The following is a 16,479-nucleotide window of genomic DNA, read 5'->3' as shown; positions in this document are numbered from 1 at the left end:
AGCGATCACTAGACAATGTGCTACCGTGTTTTTCTGTAGCGACCGCTAGAGAAAGGGGTGCGCGATGGGCGCACTGACTGGAAAGACCGCCTTGGTGACCGGAAGCAGCCGGGGCATCGGCCGGGCGATAGCCGAACGGCTGGGCAGCGACGGCGCGCGGGTGGCGGTCCACTACAACAACGATGAGCAGGCCGCGAAGGAGACGGTGTCCGCGATCGAGGCGGCGGGCGGCGCGGCCTTCGCTATTCGGGCCGAACTGGGCGTGCCCGGTGACGCGCAGGCTCTGTGGGCAGCCTTCGACGCGCACGCCGACGGGCTGGACATCCTGGTGAACAACGCGGGCATCGACGGCATCCGGGAGCCGATCGCCGGAACCGACGAGGCGGCCTTCGACCGCGTCTTCGCGGTCAACGCCAAAGCGCCCTTCTTCATCACTCGCCTGGGCCTGGACCGGCTGCGCGCCGGCGGCCGGATCGTCAACATCTCCACCGGCCTGACCCACGGGGCGTACATGCCGCAATTGATCGCCTACACCATGACCAAAGCCGCGATCGATAGTTTCACCACCGTGCTCGCCAAAGAGGTCGGCGCCCGCGGCATCACCGTGAACGCGGTGGCGCCGGGCATCATCGACACCGACATGAACGCGAACTGGCTCCGCAATGCCGAAACCCAGGCGGAGGTGGCGGCGATGTCCCCGCTCCAGCGCGTGGGGCAGCCCGCGGACGTGGCCGACGTCGTGGGGTTCCTCGCCTCCGACGACGCGCGGTGGGTGACCGGGCAGTGGATCGATGCCACCGGCGGCGGACTGCTGTAACGCGCGGAGTTCGCTCAGCCTTCGCCGGCTCCCCCGACGTGAGCCACACCGACGGCATCGCCCGGCTACTCCCATTAGGCTTGAGCACCGTGCTGTCAGTAGTGCCGAGTCCCGTCACCGTGCGGGCGCCGTCGAAGGTGAACCTCCATCTCGGAGTGGGCGACCTGCGGGCCGACGGCTACCACGACCTGACCACGGTGTTCCAAGCGCTGTCGCTGAGCGACGATCTGGAGATCGCTCCGTCGGCTTCACTGGCCGTGCGGGTCACCGGAGAGGGCGCCGCGGACGTGCCGACCGACCGGACGAATCTGGTGTGGAAGGCGGCCGTCCGCCTCGCACATCTCGGCGGCCGCGCTCCCCTGGTCGAAATCGCCATCGCCAAAGGCATCCCGGTGGCCGGAGGCATGGCGGGCGGCAGCGCCGACGCCGCCGCCGCGCTGGTCGGGCTGAACGAGCTGTGGGACCTGGGACTGTCCAGGGAGGAACTCGGCGCGGTGGCGGCCGAACTCGGCAGCGACGTCCCGTTCGCCCTGCACGGCGGCACCGCGCTGGGCACCGGCCGCGGCGAACGCCTGCTGCCGGTGCTGTCGCGCAACACCTTTCACTGGGTGCTCGCCTTCGCCAAGGGCGGCCTGTCCACACCGGCCGTCTTCGCCGAACTCGACCGGCTGCGCGAGCACGGGCGACCGCCTCGGCTCGGCGAGCCGCAGCAGCTGATGCAGGCCTTGGCCTCCGGCGACGCGCACCAGCTCGCACCCCTGCTCGGCAACGATCTGCAGGCGGCGGCGCTGTCGCTGCGGCCGGAACTGCGCCGCACCTTGCGCGCGGGGGTCACCGCCGGCGCGCTGGCCGGACTGGTCTCCGGCTCCGGGCCCACCTGCGCCTTCCTCTGCGAGAGCGAGGAATCGGCGATCTCGGTGGCCGCCGAACTCGCGGGCGCGGGCGTCTGCCGCAGCGTGCGGACGGCCAGCGGCCCCGTGCCGGGTGCGCGCATTCTCAGCGGCGAGCCGTCCGGGAAGCACTGACCGTCGCACGTCCGGACGGGCACGACGGCTCGCTGGGAGAACCCGCGCGCGGTTCGTCGGCGCCCGCGGCGTCCTTCCGCGCAACGCTCGGACCCAGGGAGGACGCGCGCGGCGTGGACAGCGGATGGTCAGGAAAGCACGTCGGCGAGCCGGTCGATCTGATCGGCATCGCGTCCGTAGCAATAGAACATCACCTCGTCCGCGCCGAGATCGCCGAATTCGGCGACGGTCGTGCGGATCTGCGCGGGCGTGGTGAGCATGCCGGCGAGCATGCCTTCGGTGTAGTCGCTGAACTCGTAGTAGGCGCCCATCGACGCGCGGGCGTCTTCGATCACCTCGTCGGGGCCGAGGGCCACATTGACCTGGGCGACGATTCTCGGCGCACCCGGCCGGCCGTTGTTCGTCCAGGAGCGGCGCACGCTGTCGAAAAGCTTGCCGGCCCAGGAAGGCGGTGCGGCGGCGAGGAAGCCTCCGCCGCACCGGCCGACGCGTTCGAGTGCGGCGGGCTGGAAACCACCGAACAGGATCTCGGGTCCTTCCGGCCGCAGCGGCGCGGGGCCGATCGGCCCGCACTCGGCGCTGAAAGGCTGCCCGGACCACAGGCGCCGCATGAGCGCGAGTTGCTCATCGAGGCGGCGGCCGCGGGTACGCAGGTCGGTACCCGAGGCGATGTGGTCGTCGGCGCGGCCGCCGACGCCGAGGCCGAGCACCAGACGTCCGCCGGACATGCGGTCCAGCGTGGCGACCTGTTTCGCCAGCAGCACCGGGTCGCGCAGCGGCGCGAGCAGCACTTCGGTCTGGATCTTGACTCGGGTGGTCGCACCGGCGATCGAGGCCAGCGCGATCAGCGGTTCGGGATTGTCGTAGACCAGCCGGTCCAGTAGGCCGAGCGTGCGGAACGGCCCCGCGTCCGCGCGCCGGGCCCAGTCGAGCAGGGCGGCGGGGTCGGAGATGGGCAGGCCGAGACCGACGTGCATGGGATCCTCCAGAAAACAAACGGAATGGGAACGGTGCCGCCCGCCGACACCTCGCTGCGAGGCGGGCGTCCCACTCTGCGGCTGTACTTCTGGGGAGCGCCGGATCGGTGTCCTGAACGAACAATGTTCGTTCAGGAGATCAACTTAAACGAACACCGTTCGTCATGCAAGCGTCCCCGCTGCTCGGCGGGAGTACGAGCGGTCGGACGCGGTCGGTACGCTGGCCCGGGGCGATCATCGGGTTGCCCCCGCAAGACACGGAAGGATCCATGTCCAACCTGATCAATCTCGAACAGGTCCACAAGAGCTTCGGGATCAAGCCGCTGCTGGACAACGTTTCGCTCGGCGTGCACGCGGGCGAGCGGATCGGTGTCGTCGGCCTCAACGGCGGCGGCAAGACCACCCTGCTCGAGGTGCTCACCGGCATCGAGGAACCGGACAGCGGCCGGGTCAGTAGGCTCGGCGGCCTGCGCATGGCCGTGGTGACCCAGCGCGGCGTGCTGCCCGCGGGCGCGACGGTCGGTTCGGTGGTGCTGGCAGGCTTGGCCGACGACGCCATGACCGACGAGGTCGCCGAACACGAATGGGCCGCCGACTCGCGCATCCGCTCGGTGATGGAGGGCATCGGCATCGCCGATCTCGGCTTGGACTCGTCGGTGGACAATCTCTCCGGCGGTGAACGCCGCCGGGTCGCGCTCGCCGCCGCGCTGGTGCGTGAACTCGACCTGCTGGTGCTGGACGAGCCCACCAACCACCTCGACGTGGAGGGCGTGCAGTGGCTGGCCGCGCATCTGCTGAGCCGCCGCAGCGCGCTGGTCGTGGTGACCCACGACCGCTGGTTCCTCGACACCGTCGCCACCAATACCTGGGAAGTGGTCGGCGGCAAGGTCGAAAGCTACGAGGGCGGCTACGGCGACTGGATCTTCGCGCGCGCCGAGCGCGCCCGCCAGGCGGACGCGTCGGAGGCCCGGCGGCGCAATCTTGCCCGCAAGGAGCTGGCCTGGCTGCGGCGTGGCCCTCAGGCGCGCACCTCCAAGCCGCGCTACCGGGTCGAAGCCGCGGAAGCCTTGATCGCCGACGTGCCCCCGCCGCGCGACAGCGTCTCGCTGGCCGCCTTCGCCCGCAAGCGCCTCGGCCGCGTCGTCGTCGAACTCGAGGACGCCACGCTCACCACGCCGGACGGCCGCGAACTCGTGCGGGACCTGACCTGGCGGCTGGCGCCGGGCGAGCGTGTCGGCTTGGTGGGCGTCAATGGTTCGGGCAAGACGACGCTGCTGCGCGCCCTGGCCGGAGACACCGGCGCGAACGGCTCGATACTGGCCTCGGGCAAGCGCGTCCAAGGCCAGACCGTCCAGATCGGCTGGCTACGCCAGGAGCTCGACGATCTGCCGACCGACCTGCGCGTACTGGAGGCGGTGCAGCAGGTGGCGCAGCGGATCATGCTGGGCGACAAGGAGATCTCGGCGGGGCAGCTGGCCGAGCGGCTCGGCTTCACGCCCGCCCGCCAGCGCACGCCGGTCGGCGACCTGTCCGGTGGCGAGCGCAGGCGCCTGCAGCTCACCCGCATCCTCATGTCCCAGCCGAACGTGCTGCTGCTCGACGAGCCGACCAACGACCTGGACATCGACACCCTCCAGCAACTGGAGGACCTGCTCGACAACTGGGCGGGGACACTGGTCGTGATCAGCCACGACCGGTACCTCATCGAGCGGATCTGCGACTCGACGTGGGCTCTGTTCGGCGACGGCAAACTCACGAACCTGCCTGGCGGCATCGAGGAATATCTCACCAGGCGCGCGTCCCTCACCGAAAACCGGACCCGCGCCGGCGCGCCGGAGGCCAAACCCGCCGATGCTCCGGCCACCGATTCCGCGACCTACCGCGCGGCCCGTAAGGAGCTGACCCGCCTGGAGCGCGCCATCGACAAGTTGTCCGATCGCGAGCAGCGTTTGCACGCCGCGCTCGCCGACGCGGCCACCGATCCGGACAAGCTGGTTACGCTGGGCGCGGAGTTGAAGCAGGTGCTCGCGGAGAAGGAAACGGCCGAGGAGCGCTGGCTGGAGCTGGCCGACGGCGTGTGAGCCGCCTTGCGCCCTATACCCTTAGGGGGTATCTTTCGTATTGGAGATACCCCCCGCCCGTATTGAACAGGATGTGAAGGAGTCGGACATGCCCATCACCACTTACACCGTCACGGGGATGACCTGCGGGCACTGCGTCAGCTCCGTCAAGACCGAGATCGGCAAGATCGACGGCGTGACCAGCGTCGACGTCGACCTCGCCAGCGGCGCGGTCCGCGTCGACAGCACCGCGCCGATCGCCGCCGCCGACATCGTCGCCGCCGTCGACGAGGCCGGCTACGAAGTCGCCGTCTGACCCGGTCTTCGCACACCCGCGTGGCTCCCCGCACATGAACATGCGTGGAGCCACTGCCGTAAGCGAAGGGCTATGCCTGAGCGGCCAAGCGGACGAAGGCGGCCGTATCGAGGGTCTCGCCGCGGGCGGTGGGAGCGATGCCCGCCGCGAGCAGGCGGCGCTCGGCTTCGGCGGGTGAGCCCGCCCACGTGGCGAGGGCCGCGCGCAGGGTCTTGCGGCGCTGCGCGAACGCCGCGTCGACGACCGCGAAGACACGTCGGCGGTGCTCGGCGTCCATCGGCCACGGCGACTCCGCGAAGCGATCGACCCGGACCAGCCCCGACTCGACGCGCGGAACCGGCCAGAACACCTGAGTGCCGACCGCACCCGCGCGCCGGACGGTCCCATAGAAGCCCGCTTTCACACTAGGCACACCGTAGGTGCGGCTGCCGGGTTCGGCGGCCAGGCGATCGGCCACTTCGGCCTGCACCATCACCAGAGCGACCGCGATACCGGGCAACTCGCCGAGCAGATGCAGCAGCACCGGCACCGCCACGTTGTACGGGAGATTGGCCACCAGCGCGGTCGGGGCGGCGGGCAGATCCGCGGCGGCGACGCGCAACGCGTCCGCCTCGACCACCGACAGGCGCTGCGCCAACTCGGGGGCGCGGTCGGCGACGGTCACCGGAAGGTGCCGCGCCAGTACCGGATCGATCTCGACCGCGACCACCGAGTCCACCACGTCCAGCAGCGCGAGGGTCAGTGACCCGAGACCGGGCCCGACCTCCAGCACGACATCACCGCGCCCCACTCCGGCGGCCGCGACGATCCGTCGCACCGTGTTCGCGTCGTGCACGAAATTCTGTCCGAGTTGCTTGGTCGGCCGCACCCCGAACCGTTCGGCCAGCACCCGCACCTCGGCGGGCCCGAGCAGCGCAGCGCTCCCACGAGCGGAGATTTCAGGTTCGGACACCTCGAGAATCTATCAACCGCGGGATCGGCCGGGCCGCGACGTCTCCCCCGCCAGGTGGACACCGGACTCATGCCGACCTCCGAGCAGCGCCGCGCCCGGCGAGAATCGATGGGTACCGACCACAGCCGCCGGAGGCCGGGAGCCGTTTCATCGATACGTTCGGCGCGACGGAGTCGGCGGCTTCGACGACGAGCCGGTCGTGTACCGCACCCGGTCAGCGCGCCGATTCACGCTCGCCGGTCTGCTCCGCACGCGATGCCCCGGGGCCCCCAGGTCCCGCGTCAGTTGATGCCGAGCCGGCCGGTGCACGCGGGCCAAGCGCCCCAGCCCTGCCGCTGCCTGGTGATCTCGGCGATGGCGATCTGCTCTTCCCTGGTGGCCAGGTCGGCGCGGGGGGCATAGCGCAGGCCGCCCTGCCGCTCCCAGGTGCCCTGATCGAACTGCACGCCGCCGTAGTAACCGTTGCCGGTGTTGATCGACCAGTTGCCGGTCGATTCACAACGCGCCAGCGCGTCCCAGATCGCGCCGTCGCGCACCGGCGGCACCTCGGTGCCCGGCTTGGCGCCCTTCCGGACGGTCTTCGGCTCCGCCGCGACGGTCACCGTCGTGGCGACCGGTTTACGGTCCACTTCCTGACCGTTGACCATGGTGACCGCGAACGTGACGTTCTGGACGCCGGGCGAGCCGGGTGATTCCACCACCGTGCGGCTCATGTTCAGGGTCGGGTCCTCGATGACGTTCTCCGGCGGATCCAGCGGCAGCGTCTCGGTGTGCTGTTCGACCCGCTTGCGCGTCACGGTGATGCGCAGATTGTTCGTCAACGGGGTGGACGCGTCCGGTTCGACGGAGTCCTGCTCGATCAGCGGGATGCCCGTCACCTTCAGGAATTCGCCGACGGTGGGCGCCGCGGCGCGCACGTCCACCGGATTGCCGAGGCCGTCGAGCAGCGAGACCATGCGCGGAGTCGCGATCAACAGCGCGGCGCCCTGCAGCGGGAGCCGCTCGTCGCGCGCGGGTGAGACGTACACCTCTTTCGGGATCTTCAACTGCTCGAGCGCTTCACCCGCGGTCACCCCGGTGGTCCACACCTTCTGCGTCATCCCGTCCACGGACAGAGCGACTTCGCGCGCGCGGTTGAGCGTGATGGTGGCGCCGTCGGCGATGCGCGCGGCCAGGGCGGGGGCCACCTTGTCCCGCTCCGTCACGGCGAAGCCCGCGGCCTTCAGTACGCCACGCACGTCCGGCGACATCGTGGTCTGGAACAGCTTCTCGCCGTCCACCACGACGGTGACCGTCTTGCGATTCATGATCGCGAGACCGGCGCCGACGATCAACGTCAGCAGCAACGCGCCGACCGCGATGTGCAGCAGCGGCGAACGCGACTGGTTGATCCGCGTGAAGGGGGACATGGTCACAGCACGATAACGAGAGGGTCGGGCGCCGACAACAGCAAGCTCAGGAACAGCGCCTTTTCAATATCACGATCAAATATCGACAGCGCAGGTAAATCACGAAACGACATACCAAAAGTGACTTAGGACACATTTCGCATACCTAGCCCCCGTGCGGGCATTCGACAGTGCCCTTGCGGATACGCGCGCCTCGCTCAGATGCGGTAGACGCGACGGGCGTTGGCGGTGGTGATCTTCGCCAGTTCCAGTGGATCCTGCTCGCGCAACTCGGCCAGCGCTCGCACGGTGTACGGCAGGCAGTACGGCTCGTTCGGCGCTCCACGGAACGGGTGCGGGGTCAGATACGGCGCATCCGTCTCGACCAGGATCTGATCGTCGGGCACGACCTTGGCCGCTTCCCGCAACTCGTGCGCGTTCTTGAAACTCACCGTCCCGGAGAAACTGAGGATGTACCCCTCGGCCACGCACGACAGCGCCATGTTCGTGTCCGAGGAGAAACAGTGGAAGATCACGCTGTCGGGCGCGCCCTCGTCCAGCAGTACGGTCAGCAGGTCGTGGTCGGCCTCGCGATTGTGGATCATGAGCGGCTTGCGGACCCGCTTGGCCAGGTCGATGTGCCAGCGGAAACCCTCGATCTGCGTCTCGATGTCGGCACAGCCGTCCAGCTTGCCCGGCCAGTAGTAATCGAGGCCGGTCTCGCCGACGGCGACCACCCTCGGGTCCCCGGCCAAGCGCTCGAGTTCGGCCTTCGCGTCGTCGTCGAGCGCGTTCGCCCTGGTCGGGTGCAGCGCGACGGCGGCGAACACGCGCTCGTCCCAGTGCGCGGCCCGCACCGCCCACCGCGCGGCGGCCAAGTCGTCGGCAACGGTGACCACCCGGCCGACCCCGACCGAAGCGGCGCGGTCCACGATCGCCGCGGTGGAGGCCGCGTCGGTCGCGCCGCAGGCGTCCAGGTGGGTGTGCGCGTCCACGATCGGCGACAGCGGCTCGGGCAACTCCGGCGCGGGACGTCCGGCGCTCATCAGCGGTCCCCGCGCGGCGCGGACACGAGGACCCGCGAATCGGCGACGGGCATATTCACGCGAGCGGAAGAATGCACGCGCATTACAGTAGACACACCATGAGCGAAGCTGACCGCCCCGCCTTCTACATCACCACGGCCATCGCCTATCCCAACGGCGCGCCGCATATCGGGCATGCGTACGAGTACATCTCCGCCGACGCCATCGCCCGTTTCAAGCGCCTCGACGGCTACGACGTGTTCTTCATGACCGGCACCGACGAGCACGGCCAGAAGATGCAGCAGGCCGCGGCCGCCGAGGGCATCCCGGTGGAAGAGCTCGCGGCCCGCAACTCCGATGTGTTCGAGGCGCTGGACAAGACGCTCGACATCTCCTTCGATCGGTTCATCCGCACCACCGATGCCGATCACCGGGAGGCCTGCGCCGCCATCTGGGAGCGGATGCTGGCCAGTGGCGACATCTACCTGGGCAACTACTCGGGGTGGTACTCGGTGCGGGACGAGGCGTTCTACACCGACGAGGAGACCACGGTGCTCGAGGACGGCACCCGCATCTCCACCGAATCCAAGACGCCGGTCACCTGGACCGAGGAGTCGAACTACTTCTTCCGGCTGTCGGCCTACCAGGACAAGCTGCTGGCGCTCTACGAGGAGCACCCGGAATTCATCGGGCCCGCGACCCGGCGCAACGAGATCGTCAGCTACGTCAAGGCGGGTCTGAAGGACCTGTCCATCTCGCGTACCACCTTCGATTGGGGCGTGCCGGTGCCCGGCCACCCGGATCACGTCATGTACGTGTGGGTGGACGCGCTGACCAACTACATCACCGGCGTCGGCTTCCCGGATACCGATTCCGTCGCGTTCGGCAAGTTCTGGCCCGCCGACGTGCACATCATCGGCAAGGACATCACGCGGTTCCACACGGTGTACTGGCCCGCGTTCCTGCTGTCGGCGGGTGTGGAGCTGCCGAAACGCGTGTTCGTGCACGGGTTCCTGTACAACAAGGGCGAGAAGATGTCCAAGTCGGTCGGCAACGTGGTCGACCCGCTGGAACTGGTCGAGAACTACGGCTTGGACGCGGTGCGCTTCTTCTTGCTGCGCGAGATCTCCTACGGCCAGGACGGCAGCTACAGCCACGAGGCCATCGTGAGCCGGATCAACAGCGATCTGGCCAACGAGTTCGGCAACCTCGTGCAGCGCAGCACCAAGCTGGTCGCGCGCGACTGCGGCGGCGTGGTGCCCACGCCCGGCGAGTTCACCGAGGACGACCGCGCCCTGCTCGATCTGGCGGGTGGTCTGCTGGAGCGCTGCCGCGCCGAATTCGACGCGCAGCAGATGCATCTGGCGCTGGAGGCGATCTGGCTGACGCTGGGCGAGACGAACAGGTACTTCTCCGCGCAGGCGCCCTGGGCGCTGGCGAAGTCCGGCACGCCGGATGATCTCGCGCGCGAGGCCACCGTGCTGTACGTAACGCTGGAGGTGCTGCGCGTGGTCGCGATCCTGGTGCAGCCGGTGATACCGGGGTCGGCGGAGCGCATCCTCGACCAGCTGGGTCAACAGAGCCGGACGTTCGCCGATATCGCGACGCCGATCGAGCCCGGTGTGGCGTTGCCCGCACCCGAACCGGTGTTCCCGAAGTACATCGAACCGAAGGACTGACTGTTCCGGCCCGCCCGCCGGTGGGCCGGAACCATAAGGCGCACAACGGTTTCGCGGTGTCACCCGAAGGCCTGCCCACGGGTGGGTCCACCTGCCTTCCCGCCGTGTAATGCGTTGTCGGATAATGAAACACCGGTTCGCGGCCCCCTGCGACGGCCCAGAACCGTGTGCGATCGGTACGACGACGTTCCGTTCGGGATCGGTTCCGGCACAGAGAGGGCACACATGGGCCAGCACCACGCGGCGACATCCGTTCAGCGGTCCGGATTCGCCGAGCGGCATCGGGTGGCACGCGAAGCCGTGCTCACGTCGCAACGCGGCAGGCTGGTCGAGGCCATGGTGGAGTCCGTGGACAACAAGGGCTACCCGGCGACCACACTCACCGACATCGTGGCCCGAGCCCGCGTCTCGCGCACCACCTTCTACGACCATTTCGCCAACAAAGAGGAGTGCTTCGCCGAAGCGGTGCACACCGGGGTCGACATCATGGCGACTCGGATCGCGGACGAACTGGCCCAACTGCCGCCGGACGCCGACGCCTACGCCAAGATCGAGTCCATCGTGGTCACCTTCTGCCAGACCGTCGCCACCGAGCCGGATTTCGCCCGGCTGGTGCTGGTGGAGTCGTTCAAGGTGAACCAGGCCGCCGTCGGCTACCGCGACCTGGCCGTCGACCGCTTCGCGCAGCTGTATCGGGTGTTCTACGACCAGGCCCGCGCGGCGGACCCGACGCTTCCGGAACTGTCCGACGGACTGATCGCCCTGATCCCGGACGCGATCGGCGAGCGGACGCGCCGCGTGATCGTCGCCGAAGGGCCGGCTCGGGTGCCGGATCTGGCGCCGCTGTTCGTTCAGTTCGTCATGAGCGCGCTAGGGCTGCCCGTTCCCTCCTGAACACCGCCGGCCGGTTCACCGCCCGCACACGAACGACTCGGTCCACCGTGCGAGGCCGAGCTCACCGCCGTACCGGTGGGCTCGGCCTCCGGTCGCGGACCTGCCACAAGGACGAGCCCGTCCCCGGTCTCACTTCCACCGATCGAGGAGGGTATTGACCTCCCTGGTCAGCGCGGCCTGCAAGTAAGGGCCGAAAGTGATCCGCGCGACGCCCTGGTCGGCGAGGGCCGCCTTGTCGGCTTGATCCGGCTGGACCGTGGCGCTGACCGGCAGCGGCAGTTCGGCGGTCAGGCGGCGCAGGTCGGCCTCGGCGTGGCGGCCCACCGGAAACAACACGTCCGCGCCAGCCTCGGCAGCCAGCCGCAAGCGCTCGATCGCGCGGTCGACCCGATCGGCGTCGTCGCCGTCCTTGCGCAGGAACAGATCGGTGCGCGCGTTGACCACCACGTGCACGCCCGCTTTGTCGGCGGACTCGCGCAATCCGCGCACGAGGTCGGCGTGTTCCTGCGCCGCGCGCAGGCGCCTGCCCTCGCTGTGCACGGTGTCCTCGATGTTCAGTCCGATCGCCCCCGCCTCGAGCAAGCCCTCGATCAGCCGCGCGGGTTCCAGTCCGTATCCCGACTCGATGTCGACCGACACCGGTACGTCCACCGCCGCCGTGATCTGGCCTACCCGGGCCAGGGACTCTTCGAACGTCATCCCTTCCCCGTCCCCGCGGCCGATCGATTCGGCGAGCGGATGACTACCGACCGTCAAGGCCGGAAAACCCGCCTCCACAGCCACTTTCGCGGACCAGGCATCCCACACCGTCGGGAAGACTCCCGGATCCCCGGGCACGTGCAACCCGAGAAACGTCGTGGCCTTGCTCTCCAGAGATGTCATACCGACGATCTTGCCCGCCGCCGCACCCTTGGTCGACCACCCACGGCGGAGCGAAATTTCACACCCGGTCGACGCGCGGCGCGTACCGGCTAGGACGTGCGGCGCGCGGTGAGAACCGCATCGTAGAGTTCGCGGCGGGAGACGGCGTGTGCGGCGGCGACCTCGGCGCAGGCATCCTTGAGGCGCAGGCCGGTCGCGGTGAGGGTTTCGACGTCCCCGACCAGGTCCGAGGGGTCGGCGGAGGCGGGCTCACCGCCGGCGAGGACCACCGTGATCTCGCCACGCGCGCCCTCGACGGCCCAAGCGGCCAGTTCGGCCAGGGTGCCGCGAACCACTTCCTCGTAGGTCTTGGTCAGTTCCCGGCACACGGCGGCGCGGCGGTCCGGGCCGAGGACCTCCACCGCGTCGGCCAGGCAGTCGGCGAGCCGATGTGGCGCCTCGAAGAAGACGCAGGCGCGCGGTTCGGCGATCAAGGTCCGCAACCACTCCCGGCGCTGGCCGGATTTGCGCGGCGGGAATCCGTCGAAGCAGAACCGTTCCACCGGCAACGCCGACAGCGCCAGGGCCGTGGTCACCGCCGAAGGGCCGGGCAGGCAGGTCACCGCCAAGTCGCGCTCGACGCACGCCGCCACCATGCGGTAGCCCGGGTCGCTCACCGACGGCATGCCCGCGTCGGTCACCAGCAGCACCGTGCGCCCGCCCGCGATCTCGTCGAGCAGCATCGGGATCCGCGCGGTCTCGACGTGATCGTAGAAGCTGACCACCCGGCCCGACAGCTCCACGCCGAGCGCCTTGGCCAGCGACCTGGTCCGCCGCGTGTCCTCGGCGGCCACCACGTCCGCTGTGGACAGGGCATCGCGCAGGCGCTGCGAGGCATCCCCGACGTCGCCCATCGGTGTCGCCGCCAGCACGAGCCTGCCCCCTGCCACCTGCGTCACCACACTCCTGTCCACGTCGAGCACATCCATCGAGCAGCGTATCGGCCCGGCCACGGGAACCGACCGGCACACCGGGGAACTCCACAACTCACGCGGATTCGACGGCGAGCCGGACGCACCCAACTGGTACGGCCTGAATTACCACCGTGGCGCGACAGCATACGATCGGGGCGTGACCCAGGTGACCGACCAGCGCGCGACCGCACGGTTCGGAACCGTGCCCTCCTGGTCGAGTCCGGGACCGCTGCGGCCGCCGCCCGACTTCGGCCCGGCCGATCGCCTGCGCGGCTGGCTGGTGACGGCGTTTCTCACCGCGATCGCCGCGGTCACGCGCTTCACGATGCTCAACTACCCGACCGACGCGGGCACACCGGTGTTCGACGAGAAGCACTACGCCCCGCAGGCCTGGCAGATGCTCACCGGCGGCTGGGTGGAGGACAACCCCGGCTACGGGCTGGTGGTGCATCCCCCGGTCGGCAAGCAACTCATCGCGGTCGGCGAGGCGATGTTCGGCTACAACGGCTGGGGCTGGCGCTTCACCGCCGCTCTCGCCGGAACCGTGCTGGTGCTGCTGGTGATCCGGATCGTGCGCCGGATGGCGCGCTCCACCCTGATCGGCGCGATCGCGGGCATCCTGCTGATCGCCGACGGGCTCACCTTCGTCTCCTCGCGTATCGGCATGCTCGACATCTTCATGGCGCTGTTCGTCACCGCCGCCTTCGGCTGCCTGATCGTCGACCGCGACGAGATGCGCGCCCGGCTCGCGCGCGCGGACGCCAAGGGCCGGATCGGCGTGACGGACTCCGGACCCCGCCTCGGGGTGCGCTGGTGGCGTTTCGGCGCGGGCGTGCTGCTCGGCCTGGCCTGCGGAACCAAATGGTCCGGCATCTATTTCATCGCGGCCTTCGGCCTGATGAGCGTCTACTTCGACCTCTCGGCGCGGCGGACGTACGGGGTGCGCCGCCCCTGGCTCGGCGTGGCGCTGCGCGATATCGGGCCCGCGCTCTACGCACTGGTGCTCGTGCCGCTCGGCGTCTACCTGGCGAGCTATTGGGCCTGGTTCGCGAGCGAGACCGGCGTGTACCGGCACATGCCGGGCAATCCGTCGGCGCCGACCGACCCGATCGGTACCGGCGGATTCTGGTCACATGTGGCGCCGGACGCGCTGCGCTCGCTCTGGTACTTCAACGCCAGGTCGCTGGAATTCCACACCGAGCTCACCAATTCGGCGGGCAACCATCACCCCTGGGAATCCAAACCCTGGACCTGGCCCATGGGCCTGCGCCCGATGTTGTACTACTACGCCGACAGCGGGGTCACCGGTTGCGGGCAGACCCAGTGCGTGAAGGCCGTGATGCTGATCGGGACGCCGGCCATCTGGTGGGTCGCGGGTCCGGTACTGGCCTGGATGCTGTGGCGCACCGTGGTCCGCCGCGACTGGCGCTACGGCGCGGTGCTGGTCGGCTACGGCGCCGCGCTGCTGCCCTGGTTCGCCACCCTCGACCGGCAGATGTATTACTTCTACGCCGTCCCGATGGCCCCGTTCCTGGTGATGGGCGTGGCGCTCGCGCTCGGCGACGTGCTGGGCCCGGCGCGCCCCTCCACCATTCCGCGCAGCCCCGCCGGGACCTACCTGCCCGCCCCACCGAACGAACGACGCAGTCTCGGACTGCTCGCGGTCTGTCTCTACCTGGGTCTGGTGATCGCCAACTTCATCTGGCTCTGGCCGATTCTCACCGCCCTGCCGATCACCCCGGGCAACTGGCACGACCACCTCTGGCTGCCCAGCTGGAGGTGAGGCGTGGTCAGCCTTCGAGGGCCGCTCGCACGTATCGCAGCGCGGCGGCGTCGTCCAATCCCAGCCTGCGCACCGTCGCGACGTATGCGGTGGCCGCGCGGCCCGCTACGTCCCTGGTCGGGTCACCGGACGACGCGATGAACGACCCCTGCCTGCCCCGCGTTTCGACCACTCCGTCGGCCTCCAGCTCACGGTAGGCCCGCGCGACCGTGTTCGGGGCCAAGCCGAGTTGGGCGGCAAGGGCGCGGACGGTCGGGATCTTGGTTCCGGCGGTCAGCTCGCCGGAACGCACCTGGGCGATGACGCCGAGGCGCAACTGCTCGTAGGGCGGCACCGGCGATTCGTGGGAGACCGTGATGGTGAACATGGCGGGCTCACACGTCGTCTCGGGACAGCGGGCAGGACAGGCAACGAGGTCCGCCGCGGCCGGAGCCCAATTCGGACCCGGGAATGCGCAGCACCTCGATCCCGGCGTCCTCGAGTCTGGCGTTGGTCATCTCGTTGCGCTCGTAGGCGACCACCACGCCGGGAGCCAGCGCAAGGGTGTTGTTGCCGTCGTCCCACTGCTCGCGTTCGGCGGTGACCCCGTCCAGGCCGGTGTCGATCACCCGCAGCTTGTCGATGCCCATCGCCTCGGCGGCCGCGGGCAGGAACGGGTCGGGCCCGCGCATGCTGACCCGGCCGCTACCGAGCCGGCCGCCGTAGTCGTCCTCCTTGCGAATCGTGAAAGCGCACAGCGACTCACGCACCGCGGGGTACATCACGACGGCGTCGGCGTCGACCATGGTGCACACCGTGTCCAGGTGCATGGTCGCGCGCGTCTGCGCGATCGGCAGCACCAGTACGGTGTGGGCCAGGTCGTCGTCGAACAGGCTGCGCGCCAACGCTTCCGCGCCCGCGGGCGAGGTGCGCTCGCCGACGCCCACCGCCACCACGCCCTCCGACAGCAGCAGCACGTCACCGCCCTCGATCGGCGCGGTATGCGATTCGTAGGCGCGGCGCACCCCGAGGAAACGGGGATGGAAGGCGTAGATGAGGTCGGTCAGCGAGGTCTCCCTGCTGCGGGCGGGCAGCGCGAGCGAGGTGATCGCGACACGCGGACCGACCCAGAACGACGAGTCCCTGGTGAACAGCAGATTGGGCAGCGGGTCGATGACGAAGTCACCGCCGTGGTGCATGCGGCGGACCAGCGAGGTGGCGTCGGGCCCGAACGGCAATTCGTCGAATGTCATGCCCGCCATGAGAATCTCGGCCAGTTCCGCGGCGGGCACGCCGCGCAGGAATGCGGCCAGCTCGTCGGCCAGGGCGTGCCCGAGCCTGCGCGCGTCGACCGCGGCGGAAATGCCCTGGACGCGGGCCGCGCCGCTGACCGCGAGCGTTTCGGCGAGCAGGTCGGACAACAACAGCACCTCGGTGCCGCGCCCGCGCAGCACCTCGGCGAAGGTGTCGTGCTCCTGCTGGGCGCGCTCCACCCACGGGATGCCGTCGAACAGCAGCTGATCGTTGTTGCGCGGGGTAAGCCTGCGCAGCTCGCTGCCGGGACGGTGCAGCAGCACCGTACGCAGCGCGCCGACCTCGGACGTCACGGCCAAACGCGCACCCTCCTGCGCGGACACAGCATCTGCTCCCATGATCAGACCGTAGTGCGCCGCGGCCCGGAGAGCACGGAATTCCTCGGCTTCGAATGCCGACCGGTCCGTGATCCCCCGAATCCGGTCCCCCACACCC

General features: G+C 69.5%; 15 protein-coding genes. 7 read left to right on the top strand and 8 right to left on the bottom strand.

Translation table 11 applies throughout. The annotated features are described in order from the left end of the window. Positions 1–64: 64 nt before the first annotated feature. Together K8O92_13250 and K8O92_13245 are read left to right on the top strand one after the other, a co-directional pair. Positions 65–817 (top strand): SDR family oxidoreductase, encoded by a 753-nt coding sequence (locus K8O92_13250; protein UAK34717.1) that lies wholly within the window; start codon positions 65–67, stop codon positions 815–817. 89 nt (positions 818–906) lie between these two features. Further along, on the top strand, positions 907–1,842 hold the full coding sequence (locus K8O92_13245; GenBank protein UAK34716.1) for a 4-(cytidine 5'-diphospho)-2-C-methyl-D-erythritol kinase: 936 nt from the start codon (positions 907–909) through the stop codon (positions 1,840–1,842). A gap of 128 nt (positions 1,843–1,970) precedes the next feature. Here K8O92_13245 and K8O92_13240 read toward each other — a convergent pair whose 3' ends face one another. After that, a complete protein-coding gene (locus K8O92_13240; GenBank protein UAK34715.1) occupies positions 1,971–2,819 on the bottom strand; it encodes an LLM class flavin-dependent oxidoreductase in 849 nt (282 codons plus the stop codon). A 269-nt stretch (positions 2,820–3,088) separates the two neighbouring features. Between K8O92_13240 and K8O92_13235 the strand changes: the two genes are divergently transcribed. Both K8O92_13235 and K8O92_13230 read left to right on the top strand, forming a co-directional pair. Beyond that, a complete protein-coding gene (locus tag K8O92_13235) occupies positions 3,089–4,900 on the top strand; it encodes an ABC-F family ATP-binding cassette domain-containing protein (GenBank protein UAK34714.1) in 1,812 nt (603 codons plus the stop codon). An 88-nt stretch (positions 4,901–4,988) separates the two neighbouring features. Beyond that, positions 4,989–5,195: a copper ion binding protein gene (locus tag K8O92_13230; protein UAK34713.1), complete on the top strand. Its 207-nt coding sequence runs from the start codon at positions 4,989–4,991 to the stop codon at positions 5,193–5,195. Positions 5,196–5,265: 70 nt separating this feature from the next. Here the strand turns inward: K8O92_13230 and rsmA are convergent, their stop codons facing one another. From rsmA to K8O92_13215, 3 genes are all read right to left on the bottom strand, one after another. Next, the gene (gene rsmA / locus K8O92_13225) at positions 5,266–6,147 is read right to left on the bottom strand and encodes a 16S rRNA (adenine(1518)-N(6)/adenine(1519)-N(6))-dimethyltransferase RsmA (protein UAK34712.1); all 882 of its coding nucleotides are present in this window, start codon (positions 6,145–6,147) and stop codon (positions 5,266–5,268) included. A 281-nt stretch (positions 6,148–6,428) separates the two neighbouring features. Beyond that, positions 6,429–7,556, bottom strand: a complete 1,128-nt coding sequence (locus K8O92_13220; protein UAK34711.1) for a transglycosylase family protein — start codon at positions 7,554–7,556, stop codon at positions 6,429–6,431. A gap of 197 nt (positions 7,557–7,753) precedes the next feature. After that, positions 7,754–8,581: a TatD family hydrolase gene (locus K8O92_13215; GenBank protein UAK34710.1), complete on the bottom strand. Its 828-nt coding sequence runs from the start codon at positions 8,579–8,581 to the stop codon at positions 7,754–7,756. Positions 8,582–8,679: 98 nt separating this feature from the next. Here K8O92_13215 and metG point away from each other — a divergent pair, with 98 nt between their 5' ends. Both metG and K8O92_13205 read left to right on the top strand, forming a co-directional pair. Further along, on the top strand, positions 8,680–10,239 hold the full coding sequence (gene metG / locus K8O92_13210; protein UAK34709.1) for a methionine--tRNA ligase: 1,560 nt from the start codon (positions 8,680–8,682) through the stop codon (positions 10,237–10,239). A 225-nt stretch (positions 10,240–10,464) separates the two neighbouring features. Continuing rightward, complete coding sequence (locus tag K8O92_13205) at positions 10,465–11,133, top strand: TetR/AcrR family transcriptional regulator (GenBank protein ID UAK34708.1); 669 nt, start codon at positions 10,465–10,467, stop codon at positions 11,131–11,133. A gap of 129 nt (positions 11,134–11,262) precedes the next feature. Here the strand turns inward: K8O92_13205 and K8O92_13200 are convergent, their stop codons facing one another. Further along, the gene (locus tag K8O92_13200) at positions 11,263–12,015 is read right to left on the bottom strand and encodes an isocitrate lyase/phosphoenolpyruvate mutase family protein (protein ID UAK34707.1); all 753 of its coding nucleotides are present in this window, start codon (positions 12,013–12,015) and stop codon (positions 11,263–11,265) included. Positions 12,016–12,104: 89 nt separating this feature from the next. Beyond that, complete coding sequence (rsmI, locus tag K8O92_13195) at positions 12,105–12,983, bottom strand: 16S rRNA (cytidine(1402)-2'-O)-methyltransferase (GenBank protein UAK34706.1); 879 nt, start codon at positions 12,981–12,983, stop codon at positions 12,105–12,107. A 142-nt stretch (positions 12,984–13,125) separates the two neighbouring features. On the opposite strand from rsmI, the gene K8O92_13190 reads away from it, so the two are divergent. After that, positions 13,126–14,751 (top strand): phospholipid carrier-dependent glycosyltransferase, encoded by a 1,626-nt coding sequence (locus K8O92_13190; protein UAK34705.1) that lies wholly within the window; start codon positions 13,126–13,128, stop codon positions 14,749–14,751. A 7-nt stretch (positions 14,752–14,758) separates the two neighbouring features. Here the strand turns inward: K8O92_13190 and K8O92_13185 are convergent, their stop codons facing one another. Continuing rightward, a complete protein-coding gene (locus K8O92_13185; protein UAK34704.1) occupies positions 14,759–15,118 on the bottom strand; it encodes a GntR family transcriptional regulator in 360 nt (119 codons plus the stop codon). Between the two features lie 7 nt (positions 15,119–15,125). Next, positions 15,126–16,382 (bottom strand): arginine deiminase, encoded by a 1,257-nt coding sequence (arcA, locus tag K8O92_13180; GenBank protein ID UAK34703.1) that lies wholly within the window; start codon positions 16,380–16,382, stop codon positions 15,126–15,128. Positions 16,383–16,479: the final 97 nt, after the last annotated feature.

The organism is Nocardia asteroides (assembly GCA_019930625.1).
In the GTDB taxonomy this organism is placed as follows: domain Bacteria; phylum Actinomycetota; class Actinomycetes; order Mycobacteriales; family Mycobacteriaceae; genus Nocardia; species Nocardia sputi.
This window is presented reverse-complemented; position numbering and strand designations above follow the sequence as displayed.